The sequence below is a fragment of the Kribbella qitaiheensis genome (genome assembly GCF_014217565.1).
Lineage (GTDB): Bacteria > Actinomycetota > Actinomycetes > Propionibacteriales > Kribbellaceae > Kribbella > Kribbella qitaiheensis_A.
The window spans coordinates 7551326-7573779 of sequence record NZ_CP043661.1; the positions used below are offsets into that span (position 1 = coordinate 7551326).

At 68.3% G+C, this 22454-nt stretch carries 21 protein-coding genes; 12 read left to right on the forward strand and 9 right to left on the reverse strand.

Features of this window, described 5'->3' with window-relative positions:
• The first annotated feature begins 134 nt into the window (after positions 1–134).
• Both F1D05_RS35770 and F1D05_RS35775 read left to right on the forward strand, forming a co-directional pair.
• Positions 135–644 (forward strand): MarR family winged helix-turn-helix transcriptional regulator, encoded by a 510-nt coding sequence (locus tag F1D05_RS35770; protein WP_185444676.1) that lies wholly within the window; start codon positions 135–137, stop codon positions 642–644.
• Entirely contained in the window at positions 644–2236 is a 1593-nt protein-coding gene (locus F1D05_RS35775) for an MFS transporter (RefSeq protein WP_185444677.1), read from the forward strand. The genes F1D05_RS35770 and F1D05_RS35775 overlap by 1 nt, the downstream gene beginning before the upstream one ends.
• 52 nt (positions 2237–2288) lie before the next feature.
• Here F1D05_RS35775 and F1D05_RS35780 read toward each other — a convergent pair whose 3' ends face one another.
• A complete protein-coding gene (locus tag F1D05_RS35780) occupies positions 2289–3542 on the reverse strand; it encodes an MFS transporter (protein WP_185444678.1) in 1254 nt (417 codons plus the stop codon).
• Between the two features lie 60 nt (positions 3543–3602).
• Positions 3603–4190: an ArsR family transcriptional regulator gene (locus F1D05_RS35785; RefSeq protein WP_185444679.1), complete on the reverse strand. Its 588-nt coding sequence runs from the start codon at positions 4188–4190 to the stop codon at positions 3603–3605.
• Between the two features lie 101 nt (positions 4191–4291).
• Between F1D05_RS35785 and F1D05_RS35790 the strand changes: the two genes are divergently transcribed.
• The 3 genes from F1D05_RS35790 (at position 4292) to F1D05_RS35800 (ending at position 5975) form a co-directional block, all read left to right on the forward strand.
• Positions 4292–4720: a MarR family transcriptional regulator gene (locus tag F1D05_RS35790; protein WP_185444680.1), complete on the forward strand. Its 429-nt coding sequence runs from the start codon at positions 4292–4294 to the stop codon at positions 4718–4720.
• Between the two features lie 144 nt (positions 4721–4864).
• The gene (locus F1D05_RS35795) at positions 4865–5380 is read left to right on the forward strand and encodes an RNA polymerase sigma factor (protein WP_185444681.1); all 516 of its coding nucleotides are present in this window, start codon (positions 4865–4867) and stop codon (positions 5378–5380) included.
• Positions 5373–5975 carry a hypothetical protein gene (locus F1D05_RS35800; protein ID WP_185444682.1) on the forward strand — a complete coding sequence of 201 codons (603 nt, stop codon included), beginning with the start codon at positions 5373–5375 and terminating at the stop codon, positions 5973–5975. Before F1D05_RS35795 ends, F1D05_RS35800 begins: the two co-directional genes overlap by 8 nt.
• Before the next feature lie 49 nt (positions 5976–6024).
• Here the strand turns inward: F1D05_RS35800 and F1D05_RS35805 are convergent, their stop codons facing one another.
• The 3 genes from F1D05_RS35805 to dacB form a co-directional block, all read right to left on the reverse strand.
• On the reverse strand, positions 6025–6243 hold the full coding sequence (locus F1D05_RS35805; protein WP_185444683.1) for a hypothetical protein: 219 nt from the start codon (positions 6241–6243) through the stop codon (positions 6025–6027).
• Positions 6243–7097 carry a GNAT family N-acetyltransferase gene (locus F1D05_RS35810; RefSeq protein ID WP_185444684.1) on the reverse strand — a complete coding sequence of 285 codons (855 nt, stop codon included), beginning with the start codon at positions 7095–7097 and terminating at the stop codon, positions 6243–6245. Before F1D05_RS35810 ends, F1D05_RS35805 begins: the two co-directional genes overlap by 1 nt.
• 66 nt (positions 7098–7163) lie before the next feature.
• Complete coding sequence (dacB, locus tag F1D05_RS35815; protein ID WP_185444685.1) at positions 7164–8735, reverse strand: D-alanyl-D-alanine carboxypeptidase/D-alanyl-D-alanine endopeptidase; 1572 nt, start codon at positions 8733–8735, stop codon at positions 7164–7166.
• A 171-nt stretch (positions 8736–8906) separates the two neighbouring features.
• Here dacB and F1D05_RS35820 point away from each other — a divergent pair, with 171 nt between their 5' ends.
• From F1D05_RS35820 to F1D05_RS35835, 4 genes are all read left to right on the forward strand, one after another.
• Positions 8907–10226 carry a family 43 glycosylhydrolase gene (locus F1D05_RS35820; RefSeq protein ID WP_185444686.1) on the forward strand — a complete coding sequence of 440 codons (1320 nt, stop codon included), beginning with the start codon at positions 8907–8909 and terminating at the stop codon, positions 10224–10226.
• A 61-nt stretch (positions 10227–10287) separates the two neighbouring features.
• Positions 10288–12423 (forward strand): alkaline phosphatase family protein, encoded by a 2136-nt coding sequence (locus F1D05_RS35825; protein WP_185444687.1) that lies wholly within the window; start codon positions 10288–10290, stop codon positions 12421–12423.
• Between the two features lie 2 nt (positions 12424–12425).
• Entirely contained in the window at positions 12426–13193 is a 768-nt protein-coding gene (locus F1D05_RS35830; RefSeq protein ID WP_206685971.1) for an MBL fold metallo-hydrolase, read from the forward strand.
• Entirely contained in the window at positions 13190–13783 is a 594-nt protein-coding gene (locus F1D05_RS35835) for a DedA family protein (RefSeq protein ID WP_185444688.1), read from the forward strand. The genes F1D05_RS35830 and F1D05_RS35835 overlap by 4 nt, the downstream gene beginning before the upstream one ends.
• A 6-nt stretch (positions 13784–13789) precedes the next feature.
• Here the strand turns inward: F1D05_RS35835 and F1D05_RS35840 are convergent, their stop codons facing one another.
• Positions 13790–14431: a TIGR03085 family metal-binding protein gene (locus F1D05_RS35840; protein ID WP_185444689.1), complete on the reverse strand. Its 642-nt coding sequence runs from the start codon at positions 14429–14431 to the stop codon at positions 13790–13792.
• A 125-nt stretch (positions 14432–14556) separates the two neighbouring features.
• Between F1D05_RS35840 and F1D05_RS35845 the strand changes: the two genes are divergently transcribed.
• Both F1D05_RS35845 and F1D05_RS35850 read left to right on the forward strand, forming a co-directional pair.
• Positions 14557–16410 (forward strand): ABC transporter ATP-binding protein, encoded by a 1854-nt coding sequence (locus tag F1D05_RS35845; protein WP_206685972.1) that lies wholly within the window; start codon positions 14557–14559, stop codon positions 16408–16410.
• Positions 16407–18203: an ABC transporter ATP-binding protein gene (locus F1D05_RS35850; protein WP_185444691.1), complete on the forward strand. Its 1797-nt coding sequence runs from the start codon at positions 16407–16409 to the stop codon at positions 18201–18203. The genes F1D05_RS35845 and F1D05_RS35850 overlap by 4 nt, the downstream gene beginning before the upstream one ends.
• Before the next feature lie 131 nt (positions 18204–18334).
• Here F1D05_RS35850 and F1D05_RS35855 read toward each other — a convergent pair whose 3' ends face one another.
• Together F1D05_RS35855 and F1D05_RS35860 are read right to left on the reverse strand one after the other, a co-directional pair.
• Positions 18335–18655, reverse strand: a complete 321-nt coding sequence (locus tag F1D05_RS35855) for a Fe-S cluster assembly protein HesB (RefSeq protein ID WP_185444692.1) — start codon at positions 18653–18655, stop codon at positions 18335–18337.
• A 511-nt stretch (positions 18656–19166) separates the two neighbouring features.
• Positions 19167–20198 carry a hypothetical protein gene (locus tag F1D05_RS35860; protein WP_206685973.1) on the reverse strand — a complete coding sequence of 344 codons (1032 nt, stop codon included), beginning with the start codon at positions 20196–20198 and terminating at the stop codon, positions 19167–19169.
• Between the two features lie 246 nt (positions 20199–20444).
• Here F1D05_RS35860 and F1D05_RS35865 point away from each other — a divergent pair, with 246 nt between their 5' ends.
• The gene (locus F1D05_RS35865; RefSeq protein ID WP_185444694.1) at positions 20445–21311 is read left to right on the forward strand and encodes a GNAT family N-acetyltransferase; all 867 of its coding nucleotides are present in this window, start codon (positions 20445–20447) and stop codon (positions 21309–21311) included.
• On the opposite strand, the gene F1D05_RS35870 is transcribed toward F1D05_RS35865, so the two are convergent.
• Entirely contained in the window at positions 21308–22420 is a 1113-nt protein-coding gene (locus tag F1D05_RS35870; RefSeq protein WP_185444695.1) for a dipeptidase, read from the reverse strand. The two genes, F1D05_RS35865 and F1D05_RS35870, sit on opposite strands and share 4 nt — an antisense overlap.
• Positions 22421–22454 lie beyond the last annotated feature (34 nt).

A 22454-nucleotide genomic window follows, 5' to 3' on the forward strand; every position in this document is an offset into this window, starting at 1 on the left:
AGTACTTCGCTGCTTGGCGGGTTGGCGACATTGCGCGGGGGTGGTTGCAGGGGACTCGCACCCGATAGTGAGCGCAGGGCTACTCTCTGAACATATGGTTGCAGAAACCAACTAAATATGCATATAGTTGGGTTATGCAACTAGCCCAGCAAACCTCTGTCCCGGAGGTGGAACGGGATACGCCTGCCCAGGAAGTGCTCGAAGGGGTCAGTTCGCTGATCCGGGCCGTGCGTTGTGTCGAGCACAGGCACCTTTGGCCGGACGCCGGATTGCGGCGGGCCGACGCGAGTGTGCTGAAGATTCTGGCGCGCGACGGGGAGCAACGCGGTGGCGAGATCGCCGTGAAGCTCGGAGTCGACGCGTCGGTGGTGAGCCGCCAGGTGAGTGCGCTGGTGGCCGACGGCCTGGTGAGCCGTCGGCCCGATCCGGCGGATGCCCGCGTTTCGCTGGTCGCGCTGAGCGCGACCGGGCGGGAGCGGCTGGAGGCCCTCTACGCGAACTACACCCTGCAACTACGCGCCGCGTTGACGGACTGGGACGACGAACAGATGGCGGCCGCGGCGGATGCGTTGCATCGCGTCGCCGGCGCGATCACGTACGTCGCCGAGTCCGACCGGCGCGTCAATCCTTCGACTGGAGACTGATGACTGTCACCGAGAACCGGCAACAAGCGCCCGCTGCGCCGGAGCTCACCCACCGCGAGATCCTCGAAATTTTGATCGGTCTGCTGGCCGCCTTGTTCACGGCGATGCTCAGCTCGACGATCGTCAGCAATGCCCTGCCGACGATCATCGCCGATCTGGAGGGGTCGCAGACGCAGTACACCTGGGTGCTGACGGCGAGCCTGTTGGCGACCACGGTGTCGACCCCGATCTGGGGCAAGCTGTCCGACCTGATGAGCAAGAAGCTGCTGGTGCAGCTGGCGATCGGCCTGTTCGTGGTCGGTTCGGCCCTCGCGGGGATGGCCCACAGTGTACCGTTCCTGATCGGCGCCCGCGTCCTGCAAGGACTCGCGATGGGCGGCCTGATGGCGTTGGCCCAGGCGATCATCGGTGCGGCGATCCCGCCTCGTGACCGCGGCCGGTACTCCGGCTACATGGGTGCCGTGATGGCCGTCGCCACCGTCAGCGGCCCGCTCATCGGTGGCGTCATCGTCGACACCTCCTGGCTCGGCTGGCGCTGGTGCTTCTACGTCTGCGTCCCGCTCGCCGTGATCAGCCTGGTGGTGCTGCAGAAGTACCTGCACCTGCCGATGATGAAGCGTCGCGTGAAGATGGACTACCTCGGCGCGATCCTGATCAGCGCCGCGGCCAGCCTGCCGCTGGTCTGGGTCACCTTCGCTGGTCAGGACTTCGACTGGGTGTCCTGGCAGTCCGCACTGTTCGTCGGCGGCACCGTGATGTTCGGCCTGCTCGCCGTCCTGGTCGAGACCCGCGCGCCGGAACCGCTGGTGCCGTTGAAGGTCGTCAGGCAGCGGACCACCGCACTCGCGATCGTGGCCAGCCTGGCGGTCGGCGTCGCGATGTTCGGCAGCGCGCTGTTCCTCGGTCAGTACTTCCAGATCGCCCGCGGCTACAGCCCGACCGAGGCCGGCCTGCTGACGATCCCGATGATGCTCGGCTCGTTCTTCGGTTCGGTCGGCTCCGGCCAGATGATCACCCGCTACGGCAAATGGAAGCGGTACCTGATCGCCGGCGGTGTCCTGCTCGTCGTCGGACTCGGGATCCTGGGCACGATCGACCACGCCAGCCCGTACTGGTACGTCGGCCTGGGCATGCTCTCGATGGGCATCGGGATGGGCATGATGATGCAGAACCTGGTGCTCGCCGTACAGAACACCGTCGACGTGACGGAGATCGGCGCGTCCAGCGCCTCGGTCTCGTTCTTCCGCAGTCTCGGTGGCGCGGTCGGCGTCTCGGTCCTGGGTGCGGTCCTCGCGGCCCGCGTCAAGGACCTGCTGATCCAGGGTCTGCTCGCCGGACCAGGCGGCGCCGAGGCGGCCCGCAAGGTGCAGGAAGGTGGCGGCGGCACGAGCCTGCTCGACGTCAATCACCTGCCCCCGCAGCTCGCCGAGCTCGTCCGTCACTCGTACGGCGACGCGACCGGCCGGATCTTCACGATCGCCGCGATCTGCGGTCTGGTCAGCCTGATCGCGGTGATGTTCATCAAGGAGGTCCCGCTCCGGCGCACGGTCGCCAAGCTCGACACTCCGCTGGAGGACGTCCTCGACGACTGAGTACGAGGTACGACGCGGGCGGTGTTCTCCACGGGGGAGCACCGCCTTCGGCCTACTCGGGCGGTTTGAGGCCGTCCAGTGAACGAGTGCGGATGATGGGGGAGCCGAGCAGCCAGAGAACCGCGAGGAAGCCGCCGGCCGAGGAGACCAGCAAGGTCTCCCGTACTCCGATCCAGGTGCCGAGGAAACCGCCGACGATGGCGCCGAGCGGTCGTACTCCGTAGTTGATGCTGCTGAACGCACCGCTGACCCGGCTCCGCATGTGGTCGTGCGTCACAGAAGCCTGCAACGAGTTCAGCGGTACGTCGAAGCACATCACGGCGAACGCCCCGACGAACTCGGCCGCGGCGAGTGCTGCCGCGCGAACCCAGACCGGGCCGGACGCGAATGCCGCGATCGCAATGGACGCGGGGAAGACGATCGCGCCAAGTGCGATGAGTCGTCCGGCGCCGAGCAACCGGGTCAAGGGGGTTGCCGCCAGTGCGCCGAGGAGGCCGCCGGTGGCGCCGATTCCGAAGGCGAGGCCGATTGTGCCGGCGGACAGCGACAGGTTCCGGCTCGCGAACAGCACGAGCAACGCGGTACTGATCAGGTTGAAGAAGTTCACCGTCGTCGCGCAGGCGAGGCTGACGCGCAGATATGGGTGCTTCAGCAGGTAGCGCATTCCCTCGCGAGCCCTGTGCAGCAAGGATTCTTCAGCGACCTCGTGCTCGGCCGGGGCCGTCTTCAACCGGCTGATCTGTACGGCCGAGAAGACGAACGAGAGTGCGTCCGCGATCATCGCGACCGGCGCGGTCAGCCACTGCACGAGTATGCCGGCGACCGCCGGGCCGCCCATGAAGGAGATCGACCGCGTCGCCGAGAGTTTGCTGTTCGCTTCCAGGAATTGATCGCGGGAGACGAGTCGTACGAAGAACGACGCGTACGCCGTGCTGAAGACGACGTGCGCGGTACCGGCCAGGATCGCGATCACGTACAGCTGGCCGAGAGTCAGAGCATCCATCCAGTACGCCGCCGGCAAGGTGAGCAGCACGATCGTCCGGCTCAGGTCGGCCGCGATCATCAGGGGACGCTTGTCCCGGCGTTGGTCGACCCAGGTGCCGATGAACAGCGAGGCGAGGTTCGGCAGCCAGACCGCTGCGGTGAGGAAGCCGACCTGAGCAGGCGAGGCATTCAGTAGGGTGACGGCGATCAATGGCAGGGCGAGCTCGCTGATGCGGTCCCCGAACTCGGAGACCCCCTGGGCGGACCAGAAGGTCCGGAACTGACGGTCACGCCACAGGCTTGTTGCAGGCAGAGTCCTCACGTGACGTCCTAACGCAGGCAGGGGAATGGCGGAAAGCGGGCAGGCGGCGCCGCCTTCGAATCAGTTCGTTGCTTCGGGCAAGGACATCCGGATCATCCGGATCGGGTGGGCCTCGGTGGGGGCGCCGTCGAGGCCTCGCTGGACGTAGGGCGCGAGCAGGTCCTCGATCCCGTTCTCGATCGCCTCGGCTTCGTCCGGGGTGATCATCAGCAGCGTGTTCGCGGACCAGGCCTCGCGACTCAGTTCGGGGGCCAGGCCGGGTTCTATGTCCGACAGCCACTGCTGGGCGTAGTCGAGGGCCTGGCTCATCAACTCGGCACGCAACAACCGCGCGGCCTCGGCGCCCTCCGGCGTCGACGGCATCTCGAAGCGGAAGCCGCGGGCGACCGCCTGCCACCAGCGCCGGCGCTTGTCGGTCCCGCCGTCCGGCGAAGGCCCGTCGGTGACGAGACCGAACGTCGCCAGGTGCCGCAGGTGCCAACTGGTCACCGACGGCGAGGCGCCGACATGTTCCGATAGCTGGGTGGCGGTGGCCGGCCCGTTCTTCTGCAGATAGCTGAGCGCGGCCAGCCGGACCGGGTGCGCCAACGCTCGCATCGCCTGCGGGTCGGTGAGCTCGAAATCGCCGTACGGATTCTTGAGAGACACGTTTCGAGAGTAATCTCTCAGATCTCCGCGCGCATCCGTACTACGCATAGGCGTACTAAAAGCTCCCGAAGTACCTCAGAAGCTGGGATTATAGTTAACAAATGCGTAGTAATGAAGAAGCGGCCAAGCGCATCCTGACCGGCAGCGGACTGTTCGCCGCCAGAGCCCGCGCGGAGCGGACCGGTGCGATCACCCTCAGCCAGACCGGCGTTCTACGGCAGCTCTCCAAGGCCGGCGCGCTCACCCCGAGCGAGCTCGCCGACCGGCTCAAGACTCAGCCGCAATCGCTGTCGAGAGTGTTCGCCGCCCTGGAGGAGCAAGCCTGGATCCGCCGCCGCCCGGCCCCCGACGACGGCCGCCAGTCACTCCTGGAGATCACCCGGGCCGGCGCCGACGTACTGGCAGCCGAGATGCGGCCGAGGGAGATCTGGCTGGCCGGCGCGCTGGAGAAATTGACCGAAGCGGAACGCGACTTCCTCGTCGTCGCAGCCGGTCTACTCGAACAACTATCGGAGGACGACCGTCTATGACGGCCACCATCAGCACGGACGCCGCCACCGACAAAGCCCCCGTACGCCGGGCCCAACTGCACGGCGCACTCACCTGAGGCCTTGTGCCGGAAATCTGCTTCAAAAAAGATGGAACCTGATGGGGGAGCAGCGCGTGTTAGGGGTGTGAGGCACATCGACAGCGATCCGGCGGCGGAGGTTGCGGCGCTCTACGCGCGGACCTGGCCGCGGCTGATCGGTGTGCTGGTGTCGATCGGGGGTTCGCGAGCCGACGCCGAAGAAGTAGCGCAGGACGCGTATGTGAAGCTGCTCGGCCGCTGGGACCGGATCCGCCGGTACGACGATCCGGAGGCCTGGGTGCGAGCGGTCGCAGTACGGACGCTCGTGAGCAGGTTGCGGCGTCACCAGGTGGCTGCGCGGGCCTCCGCGAAGCTGCTGGGAAGGACCGGGGAGGTTCGCGGGCCGGACGGCGACGCGCTGGATGTGTCGGCCGCGCTGGGCAGGATCACTCCCGCCCAACGAGCTGTGGTGGTGCTGCATCACGTGATGGATCTACCGATCGAACAGGTGGCCGACGAGCTCGGACTGCCGCCGGGGACGGTCAAGTCCCGGTTGGCCCGAGCCAGGCAGGCGCTGGCCCCACTACTCGCCGTACAGGAGGAGGTGCCCAACCATGTCTGATCTGCACGAGCTACTGACCGAGTATGTCGACGAGCAGACCCCCGACCAGGCGCCACCGTTCACGCAGGTGGAGCGCGTCCTTCGCCGACAGCGTCGCCGCCGCAACCTGGCAACCGTGGCAGTGGTGGCGCTGCTGGCTGGTGGCTTCGCAGTCGCGGCCGTGGACCTGCCACGAGGCGCGGAGGAACCGGCGACACCACCGACGTCGACCAGTACGCCGGTGCTCGGTGTGCTCGACGACGGCCCGCCGCCCGCCAAGTTCAAGTTCGGTACGACGCTGATGGTCCTGGACGGGGAGATCCCGATCGTGAGCGTCACCGCCGACCCGAGCGACACCGCCGGCGTGATCGTCGACGCCGCCCGCGACAACAGTGAGACCTGCATTCCGCACACGATGGTGCGGATTCTGGCGCAGGACGCCAAGACGGTCCGGATCGCCGCCTACCGGTACTCGGTGGCGCCGGATCAGCCCGAGACCCAGCAGTGTCTGAAACCTGGTGGAAAAGACCTGCGGATCCCGCTGGATCTGCGCTGGCAACTCGGGAGCAGGAAGGTGCTGGCCGGCACGACTGGGAACCGGTCGGTCCTGAACTGACGACCTCGCCGGGGCGGACCGCGACCACCCCGGCGAGGAAGTCTGTTGCTCAGTGCGTCGCCAGCGTCTGACGCCAGACGTCGCTCACCACGGTCGGTCGCATGCCGACGCCGAGGTAGAGCTGTACGGCCGGCGTCGGGTTCGAGCTGTCCACATGCAGGATCGTCCCGCCCAGCCCGGCCGCCGAGTCGATCGCGAACGCGTCCTTGAGCAGGAAGGTGGCCAGTCCCCGGCCGCGTGCGGCGGCGACGAACCGAAGGTCGGCCATCAGCGGGTCGCCAGCGTTCGGCGCCAGACGTCGATGACGAGGGTGGCGCGCATGCCGACCGAGATGTACAGGCCGAGAGCCGGGGTCGGATTGTTCGTGTCGACGTGCAGGAGCGTGCCGCTCCGCCCGGCCGCGGCGTCGAGGGCGAAGGCGTCTCGCAACAGGTACTTCGCCAGGCCACGACCACGGGCCTCCTTGAGGACGCCGAGCCGCCCGATGTAGCCGCAGTTCTCGTCCGACACGAACTGCTCGGTGCATTCCCGGTAGGCGACCGGCTGCCCGTCCAGCTCCATCAAGGTCAGCTGGGACCAGTCGAAGGTCGACATCGCTTCCCGCGACTTGAACCACTCGTCGTACGGCCGCGGCACGAACCCGAACTGCCCTTCGAAACTTTCGGTGTGTACTTCGTACGCCGCGCGCCGGGTCGCCTCGTCGAACGTGCCCCGGTGGATCACCACCTCCGCGGGTGGCTCCGGCACGGGCACCGGCCCGGTGTGGTCGATCCGCATCCGGTGGTACGTCGTCGCCGGCGCGAATCCGGCGCCCGCGAGCAGCTCCCGCCTCTCGACGTCCTCCCGGTAGACGCCGGCGTCGGCAAAGATCTCGGTGTGCCCGTTGGTGCGCCCCAGGTCGGCGGCGCGGGCGGTCGACTGCTCGAGCAGCCACTGGGCCACGACGGCATCCAGGGTGACGATGCCGACGTCGATCAGGCTGTGATCGCCCTTGCCGAAGACGTTGCCGTAGCCGACGAGCTCCTCCCCGGCGTACACCAGCCAGCCGTCGGTCTCCAGGTCGAAGCCGGGTTCGGCCAGCTCGTCGGCCATGTCGTCCAGCGTAGGCAGCGCGACGGTCATCCCATCATCGTGGAGAAGGACCGTCGCGCTGTCTAATTCATATTTAAAACCCTCTAGCCTATTTCATTAGCAGGCCTTCACCCATTCGCCACAGTTATCGGCAGCAGTGCGAGCCAGGTCCGGCTTCATCGCGGCGACCGGGGCCTGATCGGTCCAGGAAGCCAGCAGTACGCCGACCGCGTCCTCGACCGAGCGGGGACTGGTCAGGTAGTTGTTGCTCAGCATCGAGAAGACGAGCTTGCGGCCGTCCTTGGTCGACACGTATCCCGACAACGCCGTGACGCCGGTCAGCGAACCGGTCTTGCCGTGCAGGTTGTTCGCTGCCGGTGTGTTGGCCATCCGGTTGCGGAGCGTCCCGCCGACGAACCGGTTCGGGTTACCGGCGATCGGCAGCGCGTCGTACCACTGCTGGAACCACGGCTCGTGCTGCGCGGCGATCAGGAGGTCGGTGACGCTATCGGCGGTCACGTTCACCTTGCGGGACAGGCCGGAGCCGTCGGACAAGCGGATCGTGCTCGTGTCCACTCCGACGCTCTGCGCGTACTGCGTGACAACGTTGAGGCCGGCGGGCCAACTGCCGTCTGCGGCCGCTACTGCGCCCATCGCCTTCACCAGCGTCTCCGCGTGCATGTTGTTGGAGAGCTTGAGGAACGGCGTCATCAGTTCGCCGACAGTCATCGACTCGTCCCGTGCCAACCGGCGGGCAGCGGCCGGTGCTGCCGACGTACGGATGTGTCCGTCGACCCGGATGCCCTGAGCGGTCAGGGCGCGCCGGAACACGTCCGCGGCGTACAGGGTCGGCTCCCAGACCGTGACCCACTCCTGGCTGAGGGTGTCGTCGGCGGGCACCGAGCCAGTGACATGTACGACGTTGGTGCCGTGGTCGCGCTCGATGGTCAGGGTGTTGTCGGAGCCGGCGGCGCCCGTCTTGGCCGTGCTCACCAGCTTGATCACGTCGTTGGGCGGGACCAGGTTGAGCTTGACCGGAGCGCCGACCGTCGCACCCGGCAAGCTCTCGACGATCGCCGTGCCGGAGTCGTAGTCGGTGTTGGGAGCCAGCGTCAGCGCCGAGATCTGGGCGCTGTAGTAGAACGGCTCGTCGTCCCAGGCCCAGCTGTCGCCGAGGCGGACCTTGTCGAAGTACGTGTCGTCGGCGACCAGATCACCGTCGACCCGCCGGATGCCGGCGGTGGCGAGCTGCTTGGCGAGTGCGACGTAGTCCGACTCGAGCGCGGTCGGATCACCGAAGCCCTTCAGGTAAAGGTTTCCGCGCAGCTTTCCCTGCTGCACGGCCGCGGTCGCGAGGACGTCGGTGTGGAAGCGGAAGTCCGGGCCGAGGGTGTGCATCGCGGCCGTGGAGCTGAACAGCTTCGTGTTGGAGGCGGGCAGCAGCCGCGTGCTGCCGTTGTGGTCGTACAGCGTCTCCCCGGTCGTCACGTCCCGGACGACCAGGCCGACCTGCGACCCGTCGTACCGCGGGTCCTGCAGCAATGTGTCCAGCTGTTGCTGCAACGGCGTGACCTGTACCGCGGCGGGCGCGGTCGCTCCGACGGACTGGGTGACCAGCCCCGCGGTGGCCGCGACCGCAGCGGCGACGGCGACCAACCCACGCGATGACACTCTCGGTAAATACTTCACGAGAAACTCCTAGGCTTCAGGCGGAAACCAACTATCCGGGAGTCTCCACCGCCAGACCCCGTGGGTCCAGCAGTCGGCGAATTTCAATCGGTCGAGACCACCTCTCGCGCTCTAGGTGAATCGATGGAAAAGTTGGGGTCACAGGTTCCGCCCCACCTGAGGAGTGCTTCGATGACCAGACGATTGCTTGCCGCCGCTGTCGCGGCCGTGGCCCTGCTGAGCGCGTTGACGCCGGCCGAGGCCGCCGTACGAGCGCCGCAGAAGACGACCGCGGCGGTGTTCCCGACCGACGTGATCGGGGAGGACTTCCCGGATCCGGACGTGTTACAGAAGAACGGCACCTGGTACGCCTACTCGACGAACAACGGTCGCGGGAATGTGCCCGTCGCCAGTGCGCCGAGCGCCAACGGGCCGTGGACGATCCGCGGCGACGCGATGCCCGGCGGGCCGTCCGCCTCCTGGGCCCAAGGCGGCCGCACCTGGGCGCCCGACGTCTACCCGAACCCGGACGGCAGCTTCACCCTCACCTATACGGCCTGGCACAAGACGTCGGGCCGGCAGTGCATCGGCGTCGCCACGGCGAGCTCCGCGGTCGGCCCGTTCACCCCGGTCGGCACCCAGCCGCTCATCTGCCCGCTGAACCTCGGCGGCGCCATCGACGCGAACACCTTCGTCGCGAACGACGGCACCCGCTACCTGGTCTGGAAGAACGACGGCAACGCGATCAGCCGGCCGTCCACCCTGTGGCTGACCCGTACTTCGAACAACGGCACCACCCTTGTCGGCGGGAACACCGCGATGCTCACGTCGAACGGGGTGATCGAGGCCCCCGACCTGGTCCAGCGCGGAAGCCAGTACGTGCTGTTCTTCTCCGGCGGCGGCTACAACGATTGCAACTACCTCACGTCGTACGCGACCTCGCCCAGCCTCAGCGGCCCGTGGACCACGGCGTACCGTCCGCTGATGACCACCGCAACCTTCGACAACCACGTCTGCGGTCCTGGCGGCGCGGACTTCAACAGCAGCGGCAAGGTGTTCCTGCACGGCTGGGTGAACGGCTCCCGGCACCTGTACGTCGCGGACGTCGGCTGGGCGAACGACTTTCCGGTGGTCCGTGGCAGCCGGGTCCGCACCGAAGCAGAGCGCGGCACGCTGAACAATTGCGTCGTCCGCACCGGAGCCGCCGGAGCTTCCGAGGGAGCCGTCGCCGCCCACATCGACTACGCGGACTCGTGGGTGCAGGTCTCCTTCTTCGCCCCGGCCGCGGGCGGCTACACGCTGTGGGTCGGCTTCGCGAACGGCATGGGCTCCACCTCGAGCCACGGTGTCGTTGTCAACGGCAACAGCCAGGGTGTGGTCAACTACCCGGTGACAGGCTGGGACAACTGGCAGCAGACAGCCGTTCAGATCACTCTGAACGCGGGCTGGAACACCGTCCGGCTGACCAAGGGCACGCTGTACGCCGAAGTGGACTACCTCGAACTCCAGTGAGGGTTCCCCCAGTAGGCTCGGTGCGGAACCACATCGCATCACGGGGAGTCCGGACCAGCAGATGGCAAAACCACCAGAACAGGTGTCCGCCGAGCGGCCGCGCCGGCGGTCGCCTGGCTGGCTGGACCTGCGCCGGACCACCCGGGGTCTGCAGGCGATGTTCTACGGCGCGCTGGCGTCGCTGATCTCGCTGGCGATCACGTTCTGGACCCTGCCGCAGATCAGCAGCGACGGCCGGCTGCCGATCCTGCGGCTGGTGGTGCTGCTGGCCGTGATCGGGCTGGTGATGCGCTGGATCCTGGCCGGTGTCGCGATCCTGATCGGCTCGGTCGGCGTCCTGATCGGCGGCCTGTTGTCGCAGTTCTGGGTGGTCTATCTCGGCGTCACCGTCGACCCCGGCGTGAAGCTGCACGGCGGGGTCGAGGCGCCGGTGATCGTGTCGATCGTGATGGCCTCGGTTAGCGCCTTCGTCGGCTGGCTCGCGTACGCCGGCAGTGACGACGCCTATGTGTCCGAGGTGATGCGGGTCGTCCGCCGCCGGGCCCGGCGGATCCAGGCCACGCCGAAGACCGGGATGCTGATCATCCAGCTCGACGGCCTGTCCGCGCCGCTGCTCAACTGGATGGTGATGGCGGGCAACCTGCCACACCTGGGTGGCTGGATCCGTGAGGGCAGCCACTCGATGGTCGGCTGGCATACCGGCGTACCGGCGACCACACCGGCCAGCCAGGCGGGCATCCTGCACGGTGGCTCCGGGCAGATCCCGGCCTTCCGCTGGTACGAGAAGGAAACCAGCCGGGTGATGGTGACGAACCGGGCCCGCGACGCCGCCGAGATCGAGGCCCGGATGTCGACCGGCCGTGGCCTGCTCGCCGACGGCGGGGTCAGCATCAGCAACAACTGGTCCGGCGACGCCGACCGCTCGGTGCTGGTCTTCAGCCGGGCCGCGCTGCCGACCGGGCGGAGCCGTGGCTACGTCCGCTTCTTCTCCAGTCCGCAGGGTGCCGCTCGCGGCCTCGTCCTGTGCGTGGGGGAGATGATCAAGGAGCTGCACCAGGCGCGCCGGCAACGCCGCCGGAACCTGATCCCCCGGGTCAAGCGCGGTGGTTCGTACATCTTCCTGCGAGCCATCTCGAACGTGCTGCTCCGCGACCTGAACGTCTCCCTCATCACCGACGAACTGGTCAAGGGCACGCCGGTGATCTACTGCGACTTCGTCGACTACGACGAGGTCGCCCACCACGCCGGCCCGACCCGGCCGGAGTCCCTGCAGACGCTGGAAGGGCTCGACCGGGTGCTGGGCGCGCTGAAGCGGATCATCGACACGCTGCCGCATTCGTACGAGATCGTCGTGCTGTCCGACCACGGCCAGAGTCAGGGATCGACCTTCCTGCAGCGCTACGGACGGACCCTGACCGAGGTGGTCGACGACCTGGTCGACACCACCAAGGAGCCGGTCGCGGCGACCGGCAAGTCGGAGGGCTGGGGTCCGGTGAACGCCTTCCTGACCGAGCTGAGCCTGCGCCGCAGCGTGGCCGGCACCGTTACCCGGAAGGCCCTGCACGGCAAGGCGTCCCGCGGCGAGATCGAGCTCGGCCCCAGGGACTGCGAGCCGACGGTCGCGGCAGATGAGCAGATGGTGGTCACCGCGTCCGGCAACCTGGCCCTGATCTACCTGGCGACCACGCCCGGACGGGTGCCGTTGGAGGAGCTCGAACTGCTCCACCCGAGGCTGATCCCGGGCCTGGCGACGCACCCGGGAGTCGGATTCGTCGTGGTCGACACACTGGCCGAGGGACCGGTGGCGATCGGCCGGGCCGGCGTGCACGTGCTGCGGTCGAGCCGGATCGAAGGCATCGACCCGCTCACGGCGTACGGCGACCACGCGGCCGACTCGATGCTGCGGCAGGCCGAGATGCCGCACAACGGGGACATCGTGGTGATCAGCCGGGTCGACGAGTACACCGACGAGGTGGCCGCGTTCGAAGAGCTGGTCGGGTGCCACGGTGGTATGGGCGGCTGGCAGACCGAAGCGATGCTGGTCCACCCGCGGCGCTTCCTGGTCGAGAAGCCACCCGTGGGCTCCGACGCGGTGCACGACCTGCTGATCAGCTGGCTCGAGCAGATCGGCCAGCGTCGCGACGAGGAGCCGGCCGAACAGGTCGTTGCTCCGTCGGATGCGAATGTGGAGGCCTGAGAGTGCGGATCACCTGGTGGGGGCACGCCACCACCACCATCGAGGAGAACGGAACCCGCCTCCTGACCGATCCGGTGCTGACCTCCCGGATCGCGCATCTGCGCCGCCGTCGCGGCCCGGTTCCGTTGCCGGTCGCAGGCGACTGCGATGCCGTGCTGGTTTCGCACCTGCATGCCGATCACCTCCACCTGACCTCGCTGCCGTCGGTCTCACCGGACGCGGCCCTCGTGGTGCCGCGCGGTGCGGCGAAGCTGATCCAGCAGGACCTGGGAACGACCTACGCCGACCGTTGCATCGAGGTTGCCCCTGGCAACCAACTCCGGATCGGCAGCTTGGATATCACTGCCGTAACGGCTGACCACGACGGCCGCCGGCTGCCCTGGTCGTCGCACCGCGGCCCTGCGCTCGGCTATCGCATCGACGGCACGCCCAGCGTGTGGTTCGCCGGCGACACCGACCTGTACGACGGGCTCGCGGCCGAGGCGGGGCCGGTGGATCTGGCGCTCGTCCCGGTCGGCGGCTGGGGTCCCTCGCTCGGTCCTGGGCACCTCGACCCGGTCCGCGCGGCCGAAGCGGTTCGCCGGGTCGGCGCGCGCGTCGCCGTACCGGTGCACTACGGGACGTTCTGGCCGATCGGGTGCGACTGGCTGAAACCGGAGTTGTTCCTGTCGCCCGGGTCGCAGTTCAAGGCGGCGATGGCAGAGCTCGATCCGGCCGTGAAGGTAGAACTACTGGCGCCGGGGGATTCGGCCGAGGTGGTTCATCGATGACGGGCGACGACTTCGGCTGGCTGTACCTGGCCGCCCTGGCCGGCGCGGTCCTGCTCGGCGCCGTGCTGCCGGTCGTGCCGACCGGCGCGGCCGTCTCAGCGGGTGCGGTGCTGGCTTCGCACAGCAACCCGATCGGTCTGATCGGCGTACTGATCGCGGGTGCGGGCGGGGCGTATGCCGGTGACCTGATCGTGTACGCCGCCTGCCGGGCGGGTGGGGAGAAGCTCGCGAAGAGGGTCGGCTGGCTCCGCGACAACGCGTCGCTGGACGCGATTCGCGAGCGGTTGGCCGAGCATGAGATCACCGTGTTGCTGACGTCCAGGTTGATACCTGGCGGCCGGGTGCCGGTGCTGCTGGCGGCCGGTCTCGCGGGGTACCGCTGGCATCGGTTCGCAGTCGTCGACCTGGCGGCGTCGTCGCTGTGGTCCGCGGTCTACATGGCGATCGGGCTGCTGGGCTACGCGCTGTTCGACAAGCCGTGGCAGGGGGTCGTGGCTGCGATCGCCCTGGTGCTGCTGACCACGGTGGTCAGCAGTGTGATCCAGCGACTCCGGAAAAAGACGGCCGCGGCGAAGCTGACCGCCGACTGAGCGGCTTCAGACTCCGAACGACATCGTCTTGAGGCGTTCTACCGTTTCGGGGTCGCCGGCGAGTTCGACCTTCGCGACCGCCTGGCGGCCGAAGCAGAACAGGACCAGTTCGGCGGGTTCACCGGTCACGGTGACCGAACCTTGGTCGGTGGACTTCTTCGCCACCGACTCGGTGCCGTCCGGCAACCGCAGTACGAGACCGCTGGGTGCCTTGCGGGTCATGCCCTTGGCGGCGAGGCGGACCTGCTTCCACAGGCCTTCCTGCTGCTCGGCCGGCAGTTGACGCACCTCGAACTCCGGACCGGCCCGGCGGACGTCCTCGTGATGGACGAAGTACTCGGTGGTGTTCAGGTTGTGGCCGAGACCGGGGATCGAGTAGATCGTGAACGGGCCCGGTCCGCGGCGGACCTTGTCGACGATCTCGGTGAAGGAGTACTTCGCCTTCGCCCGGGCCATCCGTTTCTCGGTGGTGTCGGAGAGCGCGGGAATCATGATCCCGGGCCCGGCCAGCGGGTCGGCCTCGCGGACGTGCAGGTGGATCGCGAGGTCCCAGGTGGTCCACCCTTCGCAGAGCGTCGGCCGGTCAGGGCCGACTTCGTCGAAGAGGTCACACAGAGCAATTCTCTCTACCCGGCTGTAGTCGGTCACAAGTCGATCGTAGTTGTCGGCACCCAATGGCAGAATGCGATCGTTTCAATCTGAATGTACTGTCATTCGTTGTCAGTCCTGTGGCTGGCTACGCCCCTGACAGTGCCGTCATTAAGGATGCCCGCGTGCCGTTGCCGAAAGTCCCCAGCAAAGGGAGCGTGACCCGGCGTGGGTTCGCGGTCCTGCGGGTCGCGATCTGGGAGGAGCCCTGGGTCTTCACCTGGTCGGTGCTGGCCAGCGCGCTGTACGGCGCGATGACGGTCGCCGACGGGTGGGCGCTCGGCTGGTCCACCGACCACGTGATCCGGCCGGCCCTCGAGCGCGGTGACACCACCTTCGGCGCGATCGCCTCGCTGGTCTCGCTGTTCCTCGGCATCGCGATCCTCCGGGCCATCGGCGTGGTCGGGCGGCGGGTCGGGGCCGGCGTGATGCAGTACCGGCTGCAGGCGACGTACCGGCAGCGCGTCACCCGGCAGTACCTGAAACTGCCGCTGGAGTGGCACCACAAGCACCCGACCGGCCAGCTGCTGTCCAACGCGAACGCCGACGTCGAGTCGACCTGGTACCCGATCGCGCCGCTGCCGATGGCCGCCGGCGTGATCGCGATGCTGGCCTTCGCCATGGTCGCGATGTTCGCCGCCGACCCCTGGCTCGCGGTGGTCGGCTGCCTGGTGTTCCCGCTCGTCTTCGTGGCGAACGTGATCTTCCAGCGCACGCTTCAGCCGCTCGCCACCCGCGCCCAGCAGTTGCGCGCGGACGTCTCCGAAGTCGCTCACGAATCGTTCGACGGTGCTCTGGTGGTCAAGACGCTTGGCCGCGAGGCCGCCGAGACCGAGCGCTTCCAGACCCCCACCTTCGCCCTGCGGGACGCCAATATCGCGGTCAACCGGGCGCGGGGCGCGTTCGACCCGGTGATCGAGGGGCTGCCGCGCATCGGCGTGCTGCTCGTGTTGCTCGTGGGTGTCGGCCGGGTCCGGTCGGGCGCCGCCGATGCTGGTGATGTGGTTCAGGTGGCCTTCCTGTTCACCTTGATCGGCTTCCCGATCCGGGCACTCGGCTGGGTGCTCGGCGAGCTGCCGCGATCCGTCGTCGGCTGGGACCGGGTTCAGCGCGTGCTCACCGCCGAGGGCGGGATGGAATACGGCGTGGCGAAGCTGACCTCGTCGGCCGCCGCGCGGCTGGAGGTGTCGCAGGTCCGGTTCGGGTATCTGCCGGACCGCGACGTACTGGCCGGCGTGGACTTCACCATCGAGCCGGGCCGGACAGTCGCGATGGTCGGGCCGACGGGATCGGGCAAGTCGACCTTGACGACGATGCTGACCAGGCTCGTGGATCCGGAGGAGGGTGCGGTCGCAATCGACGGGCTGGAGCTGCCTTCGCTGGCTCGCGACGAGTTGGCGGGGTCGGTCGCGCTGGTTGCGCAGACCGCTTTCCTCTTCGACGACACGATTCGCGGCAACATCACCCTCGGCGGCGACTACAGCGACGAGGAGATCTGGGACTCGCTGCGGATCGCTCAGGGCGACGGGTTCGTGAAGACCCTGCCGAACGCGCTCGACACCAAGGTGGGCGAGCGCGGTACGACGCTGTCCGGCGGGCAGCGGCAGCGGATCGCCCTGGCCCGGGCGCTGGTACGACGGCCGAGACTGCTGATCCTGGACGACGCGACTTCGGCCGTGGATCCACAGGTGGAGGCGCGGATCCTCGCCGGGCTGCGGACCGCAGTACAGGGGTCTGAAGCGGCGACCACCGTGCTGGTGATCGCTTATCGCAAGGCGACGATCTCGCTGGCCGACGAGGTGCTGTTCCTCGACGAGGGCCGGATCGCCGCGCACGGCTCGCACCTGGAGTTGCAGGAGAGCTCCGCGGCGTACAGGGATCTTGTCGACGCGTACGAGAAGGACGCGGAGCGGCGTGAGGAAGAGGCTGAACTGGCCGCGGAAATGAACGATCTGGACTCGGAAGGAGCATCCGCGTGAGCGCCGCAGAGGCCACCCGGCTCGACCATGGCGACGAGGCCGGCGGGCTGGAGACGCTCCGCCAGGGCATCCGGGTGTCGCCCGAGCTGGCGCGCGGCTGGTGGATCACCGGCCTGCTCGCGCTGACGATGACGGCCGGGCGGATCGTCGTACCGATCGCCGTCCAGCAGACGATCGACAAGGGGTTGTCGGGGCCGGGCGGTCCGGACATGTCGTTCGTGGCCTGGATGTGCGTGGTCTGTTTCGGCGGCGTGCTGGTCACCGGCGTCGCGTCGTACTTCACCACCGTGCGGCTCGCGACGAACTCCGAGCGCGGGCTCGCGACGATGCGGATCAAGGCGTTCCGGCACGTTCACGACCTGCCGGTGCTGACCCAGAGCACCGAACGCCGTGGCGCACTGGTCAGCCGGGTCACCTCGGACGTGGACACCGTGTCGCAGTTCCTGCAGTTCGGCGGGTTCATCTTCCTGGTCAGCCTCGGGCAGATGGTGCTGGCGACCGTGGTGATGTTCTTCTACTCGTGGCAGCTCGCGCTGGTCGTGCTGATCTGCTTCGTGCCGCTGTTCGCCAGTCTGCGGTTCCTGCAGGCGCGGATGTCGGCGGCGTACGGCATCGTCCGGGCGAAGGTCGGCGAGATGCTCTCCGCGATCGCCGAGCCGGTGGTCGGGGCGCAGGTGGTTCGTGCGTACGCGATCGAGCGGCGTACGCAGAAGCGGATCGACGCGTCGATCGAGGACTTCCGGCGGACGTCGACGCGGGCGCAGGCGATCACCGGGATCACCTTCTCCATCGGCGGTCTCGCGGCCGGGCTCGCGAACGCGGGCGTGCTGACGGCGGGCGTTTTGCTCGGGGTCGACGGGAAAGCGACGCTCGGCGAGATCCTCGCGTTCATGTTCCTGGTCGCGCTGTTCTCCGACCCGGTCCAGATCGCCACCCAGGTGCTCACCGACGCGCAGAGCGCCTTCGCCGGCTGGCGTCGCGTGCTCGGCGTCATCGCGACGCCTGCCGACGTGGTCGACCCGGGCCTGTCAGGCGTCACGCAGGAGCGGGGACCGATCACGATCGAGTTCGACGATGTGGACTTCGCTTATCCGGAAGGTGATTTGGTACTCCGCGACGTCGCGGTGCGGCTGGAGCCGCATCGGCGGGTGGCCGTGGTCGGTGAGACGGGTTCGGGGAAGACGACCTTCGCGAAGTTGCTGACGCGGTTGATGGATCCGACTTCGGGCGCAGTACTGCTCGATGGGGTGAACGCCCGGGAGATCGCGTTCACGTCGTTGCGCGAGCGGGTGGTGATGGTGCCGCAGGACGGGTATCTGTTCGACTCGTCGCTGGCCGAGAACGTCCGCTTCGGGCGTCCTGAGGTGACCGATGCCGCGTTGCTTGCGGCTTTTGAGTCGCTCGGCCTGACGGATTGGCTGGAGTCGCTGCCGGACGGGCTGGACTCGCCGGTCGGGCAGCGGGGCGAATCGCTGTCGGCGGGGGAGCGGCAGTTGGTGGCGCTGGTGCGGGCGAACATCGCCGACCCGGATCTGCTGGTACTCGACGAGGCGACCTCGGCGGTCGACCCGGGCACCGAAGTACGGGTGAACGCGGCGCTGGAGCGGCTGATGGCCGGCCGTACGTCGGTAATCATCGCCCACCGCCTGTCCACAGCCGAAGCTGCCGACGAGATCCTCGTCTTCGACGACGGCCGCGTTGTGGAGAGAGGTCCTCATTCCGAGCTGGTCGCCGCCGGTGGCGTCTACAGCCAGCTGCACGACAGCTGGATAGCTCAGCGCTCCGCTAGCTGACCACAAGCAGAACCCCGCCCCACGCAGCCTGTCAGAACTGCGCGGAGCGGGGTCAGCTCAACTGTGCACTCTGTGATGCCCCTCAGCCACTCCCCAGTTTTCAACAGCTCAAGTGAAAACCGGGCGGTGATTCAGTGCGCGGGGGCTGCGCCGTTCTCGCGGCCGGCGCCCGGCTGGGGTACCAGCAGGAACTCGACACCGCCCTTGTCGTCGACCGCGGCGTCCAGGATCTTGTCGTCGAGCGCCCCGGCCGCGTTGGACTCCAGGAACACCCGCGCACCGCTCTCCTCGACCACCTGGTCGCCAGGCAGCGGCGCCTCGGTCGTGGTCACCGCCAGCGACGGGTCAGCCGGATTCTCCTGCGAGATCCGGACCCCGGCGCCATCCGGAGCACCTTCCACGCCGGTGATGCTCTTGATCACCAAAGTGGCGTTCTCAGTCAGGGTAAGCACAACAACTCCTCGCCTAGTTTTCCGCTGAGCCGACCCCGTGCCCCTTCCCCAAACCACCAAACATCCCCGCCCCCCACCCCAGCCCCACCCACCCCAGCCCCACCCCACCCAGCCCCACCCCACCCGGCCCCACCCACCTCAGCCCCACCCCACCCGGCCCCACCCACCCCAGCCCCACCCCACCCGGCCCCACCCACCCGGCCTCTCACCACCCCAGCCCCACCCGGGCCGCACCCACCCCGGGCCGCACTCACCCCGCCCTTCGCCGGGCCTTTGTGCATGGGTTGCGCATCCTGCTGCCGACGAAGGCTCACCCCGTGCACAAAGCGCGCGGACGCCCTCACCACCCCGTAGTACCGGGTGACTTTGTGCACGGGCTGAGCATCGCTCGCCAGCAGGATGCTCAGGTCGTGCACAGAGCCTGATGTGGCTCCGCAGTATTTGCTGCTTTGTGCACCGCCTGAGCATCCTGCCGGGGAGGGACGCTCAGGCGGTGCACAAAGGGGAGGGGTCAGAAGGAGGTGTTCGCGGCTGGGGGGAGCGGCCAGCAGTGGGGGTCGTGGGGGTCTGTGGTTCGCCAGATCGGATCGGCGCCGGTACGGCGGCGGCCGCGGGTGAAGGCGGCATAGAGGCGGTTGACGAGTTCGCCGGGTCGCTGGAAGAGGTCTTCGAGGCCGAAGTGGATCAGTTCCAGATCGCGGTCCGCCAGGCGTTGGTCCCGCTCGTAGTTGCGCCGAAGCAGTCGCCGACGTTCGGCGGGAGTGGCGGCCTCGAACTTCGCGAGGCCATCCGCTTCGCCTACCGTGCGACCGTCCGGCCACCAGAAATCAACCCGTTCAAGCATCCACGTATGGCCGTCCCAGAACTGAGCCTGCAACACCGGCGCGGGCAGTCCGGCATCGGCGAAGACCACTCGCGCCATCGACTCGAGTGCCGATTCTGCTCGCGGATCGGCGAAGGCGACGGCCGACCTTGCCCGCTGGATCCCAGGCCAGCCGGATTGTCGGCGTACTGCGTCGTCGAGTTCGGCGCGCGAAACCGAGAGCGCAAGGGCATGGTCCGCCGTCACCACCGCCTCGGCGAACGGCAGTTCGCGGGCGAGATCGACGACAGTCCGCGAGTCGGAGGTCAGCAGGAGTCCGCGGTGCCGCTGCAGCTCGGGTGACGTCAGGTCGGCTCGTCGCAGTACGACGTCATCGCGCTTCTGGTTGCGCCGCTGCTTCCCGGGTTCGCAGGTGAGCCAGACCGGGTTGGTCAGGAGCCGGTGGTTGTCGGTCCAGACACGGAGATCGCGGAGTACGGCGGCAGTGCGGTGACTGATGACCGATCGCGGATGCGCCGCCTGTGCGCATCCCGCCCGGGCGGTCTGTTCGTCGAGGGACCCGCTGATGTACCGGTGATGGAACCGCTGAAGCGACCGATTGCGGATCAGGCGTTGCACGTCGTGATTGTGCAGCCCGAGTTGGCGGAGGTCGCCGACGGTCTGTGGCTCGCGAGCGGCCGCCAGCAACGCCTGCCGGACCTCGTCGCTGAGCTTCTTCACCATCCCAATCCTCCCGGAATCACCCCACCTCCCGCTTTCCCACCTGTGGACAACGTCGGCCGATGGATTCTCCGACCGCCTTTGTGCACGGGGTGAGCGTCCGCCCGGCGACAGGCACTCAGCCCATGCACAAAGGCGGCGGGAAGGGCGGGGCACATGGGTGGGCGGGGGTGGGCGGGGGTGGGGCAGGGGCGGCGGCGGGAAACCCGGGTGCGGGGTGGGGGTGGGGTGGTGTGGGATGGGGGGATGACGATTTGGTTGGGGACGCCGTCGGTGGACGGGCTGGGTGGGGTGGCTCGTGTGCTGGGCGAGTGGCAGGTGGAGGCGGGGGCGGTGCAGTTGCATCCGGGGGATCTCGGATGGTTCCGGCGGTTCGGTGGGGAGCGGACCGCGGCGGCTACCCGGGTGTGGGAGCGGGACGGGGAGACTGTCGCCATCGGGCTGCTGGACGAGCCGGATCTGCTGCGGCTGGCGTTCGCACCGGCGGTGTTCGAGGACGAGGAGCTGGCGGCGCAGGTCGCGGCGGACATCGTCGACCCGAGCCGCGGCGTACTGATCGAGGGCAAGGTGTACGTCGAGGCGCCGGTCGGTGCCCGGGTGAAGGACCTGTTGTCCAAGGAAGGCTGGGGCATCGACGACCCTTGGACGCCGCTCAAGCGTGAGCTCACGGAGCCGGTCGAGGATTCAGGCCTCGCGATCGAGGTGATCGCTGCGGAGACCGCGCACATCCGTACTGCGGTTCAGCGGGCCGCGTTCGACGGTTCGACCTTCATCGAGGAGCGGTGGCACGCGATGGCCGAGGGGGAGCCGTACGCCAATGCGCGGTGCCTCGTCGGCAGGGACGGTCAGGGCGAGCCGGTCGCGGCAGTGACGGTGTGGTCGGCGGGTCCGGGGAAGCCCGGCGTGCTGGAGCCGATGGGTGTGCACCGCGACTTCCGCGGCAACGGGTACGGGCAGGCGATCACGCTGGCGGCGGCCGCGATGCTGCGCGAGCTCGGGTCGTCGAGCGCGCTGGTCCTGACGCCGAGCTTCAACGTCGGTGCCGTCGCCACCTACCGGTCGGCAGGCTTCGAGCCGCTGCCCGAAACCCACGACCAGGTGCGCTCCGGCTAGCCGGTGGCGTCGTCGGCGGCCCGGAGCACGCGGAGGATGTTGCCGCCGGCAAGCTTCACCAGGTCCGCGTCGCTCCAGCCGCGGTCGGCGAGGGCGTAGAAGAGCGACGGGTACGACGCGACGTCGGGCAAGCCGGCCGGGAACTCGGGGCAGCCGTCGTAGTCGCCGCCGAGACCGATGTGGTCGACGCCGGCCACCTCGCGGACGTGCTCGACGTGCGCCACGACGTCCTCCAGGGTGGCCTGCGGCTTCGGCTTGTCGTACGCCTCCAGCAGCTTGCGCTGGTCCGCCGGTCGCAGCGGGTCGAGGTCCAGTGAGCCTGCGACCTCCTTCGCCTCGGCGACCCAGTCGACGAACGGCTGCGAGACGAAGTACGGGACGAAGGTGACCATGCAGACGCCCTCGTTCGCGGCCAGGGTCTGCAGGACGTCGTCGGGCACGTTGCGCGGCACGTCGCAGACGGCGCGCGCGGAGGAGTGGCTGAAGATCACCGGTGCGCTGGTCACCCGGAGCGCGTCGCGCATGGTGTCCGCGGAGACGTGCGAGAGGTCGACGAGCATGCCGATCCGGTTCATCTCCCGGACGACGTCCTCGCCGAAGGAGTTCAGTCCGCCGAGCACCGGTTCGTCGGTGGCCGAGTCGGCCCACGGCACGTTGTTGTTGTGGGTGAGCGTCATGTAGCGCACGCCGAGCGACCGCATCACCCGCAGTACGGGCAGGGAGCTGTCGATCGAGTGGCCGCCCTCCATCCCCATCAGGGAGGCGACCTTGCGGTCCTTGAACGCGGTCTCTACCTCGTCGGCGGTCGACGTCAGCGCGAGCGAGTCGGGGAACCGCGCGACCAGCTTCTGGACGAAGTCGACCTGCTCGAAGGTCCGCTTCACCGCGTGCTCGTCGTCCGGCACCCACAGGGACCAGAACTGCGCGCCGACCTGGCCGACCCGCAGCCGGGGCAGATCCGTGGTGAGCTGGGGCACGCCGACGCTGAGATCGTGCGCGTCCAGGTCGTACTCACACAGTTCGTAGAAGGCGATCGGCAGGTCGTTGTGACCGTCGATCAGCGGATTGTCCTGCAGCAGACCCTGCACCCGGGCAACACTCGTCGTCATCCGGCCATCCTGTCAGGGTTGTCCGTCCCGCGCT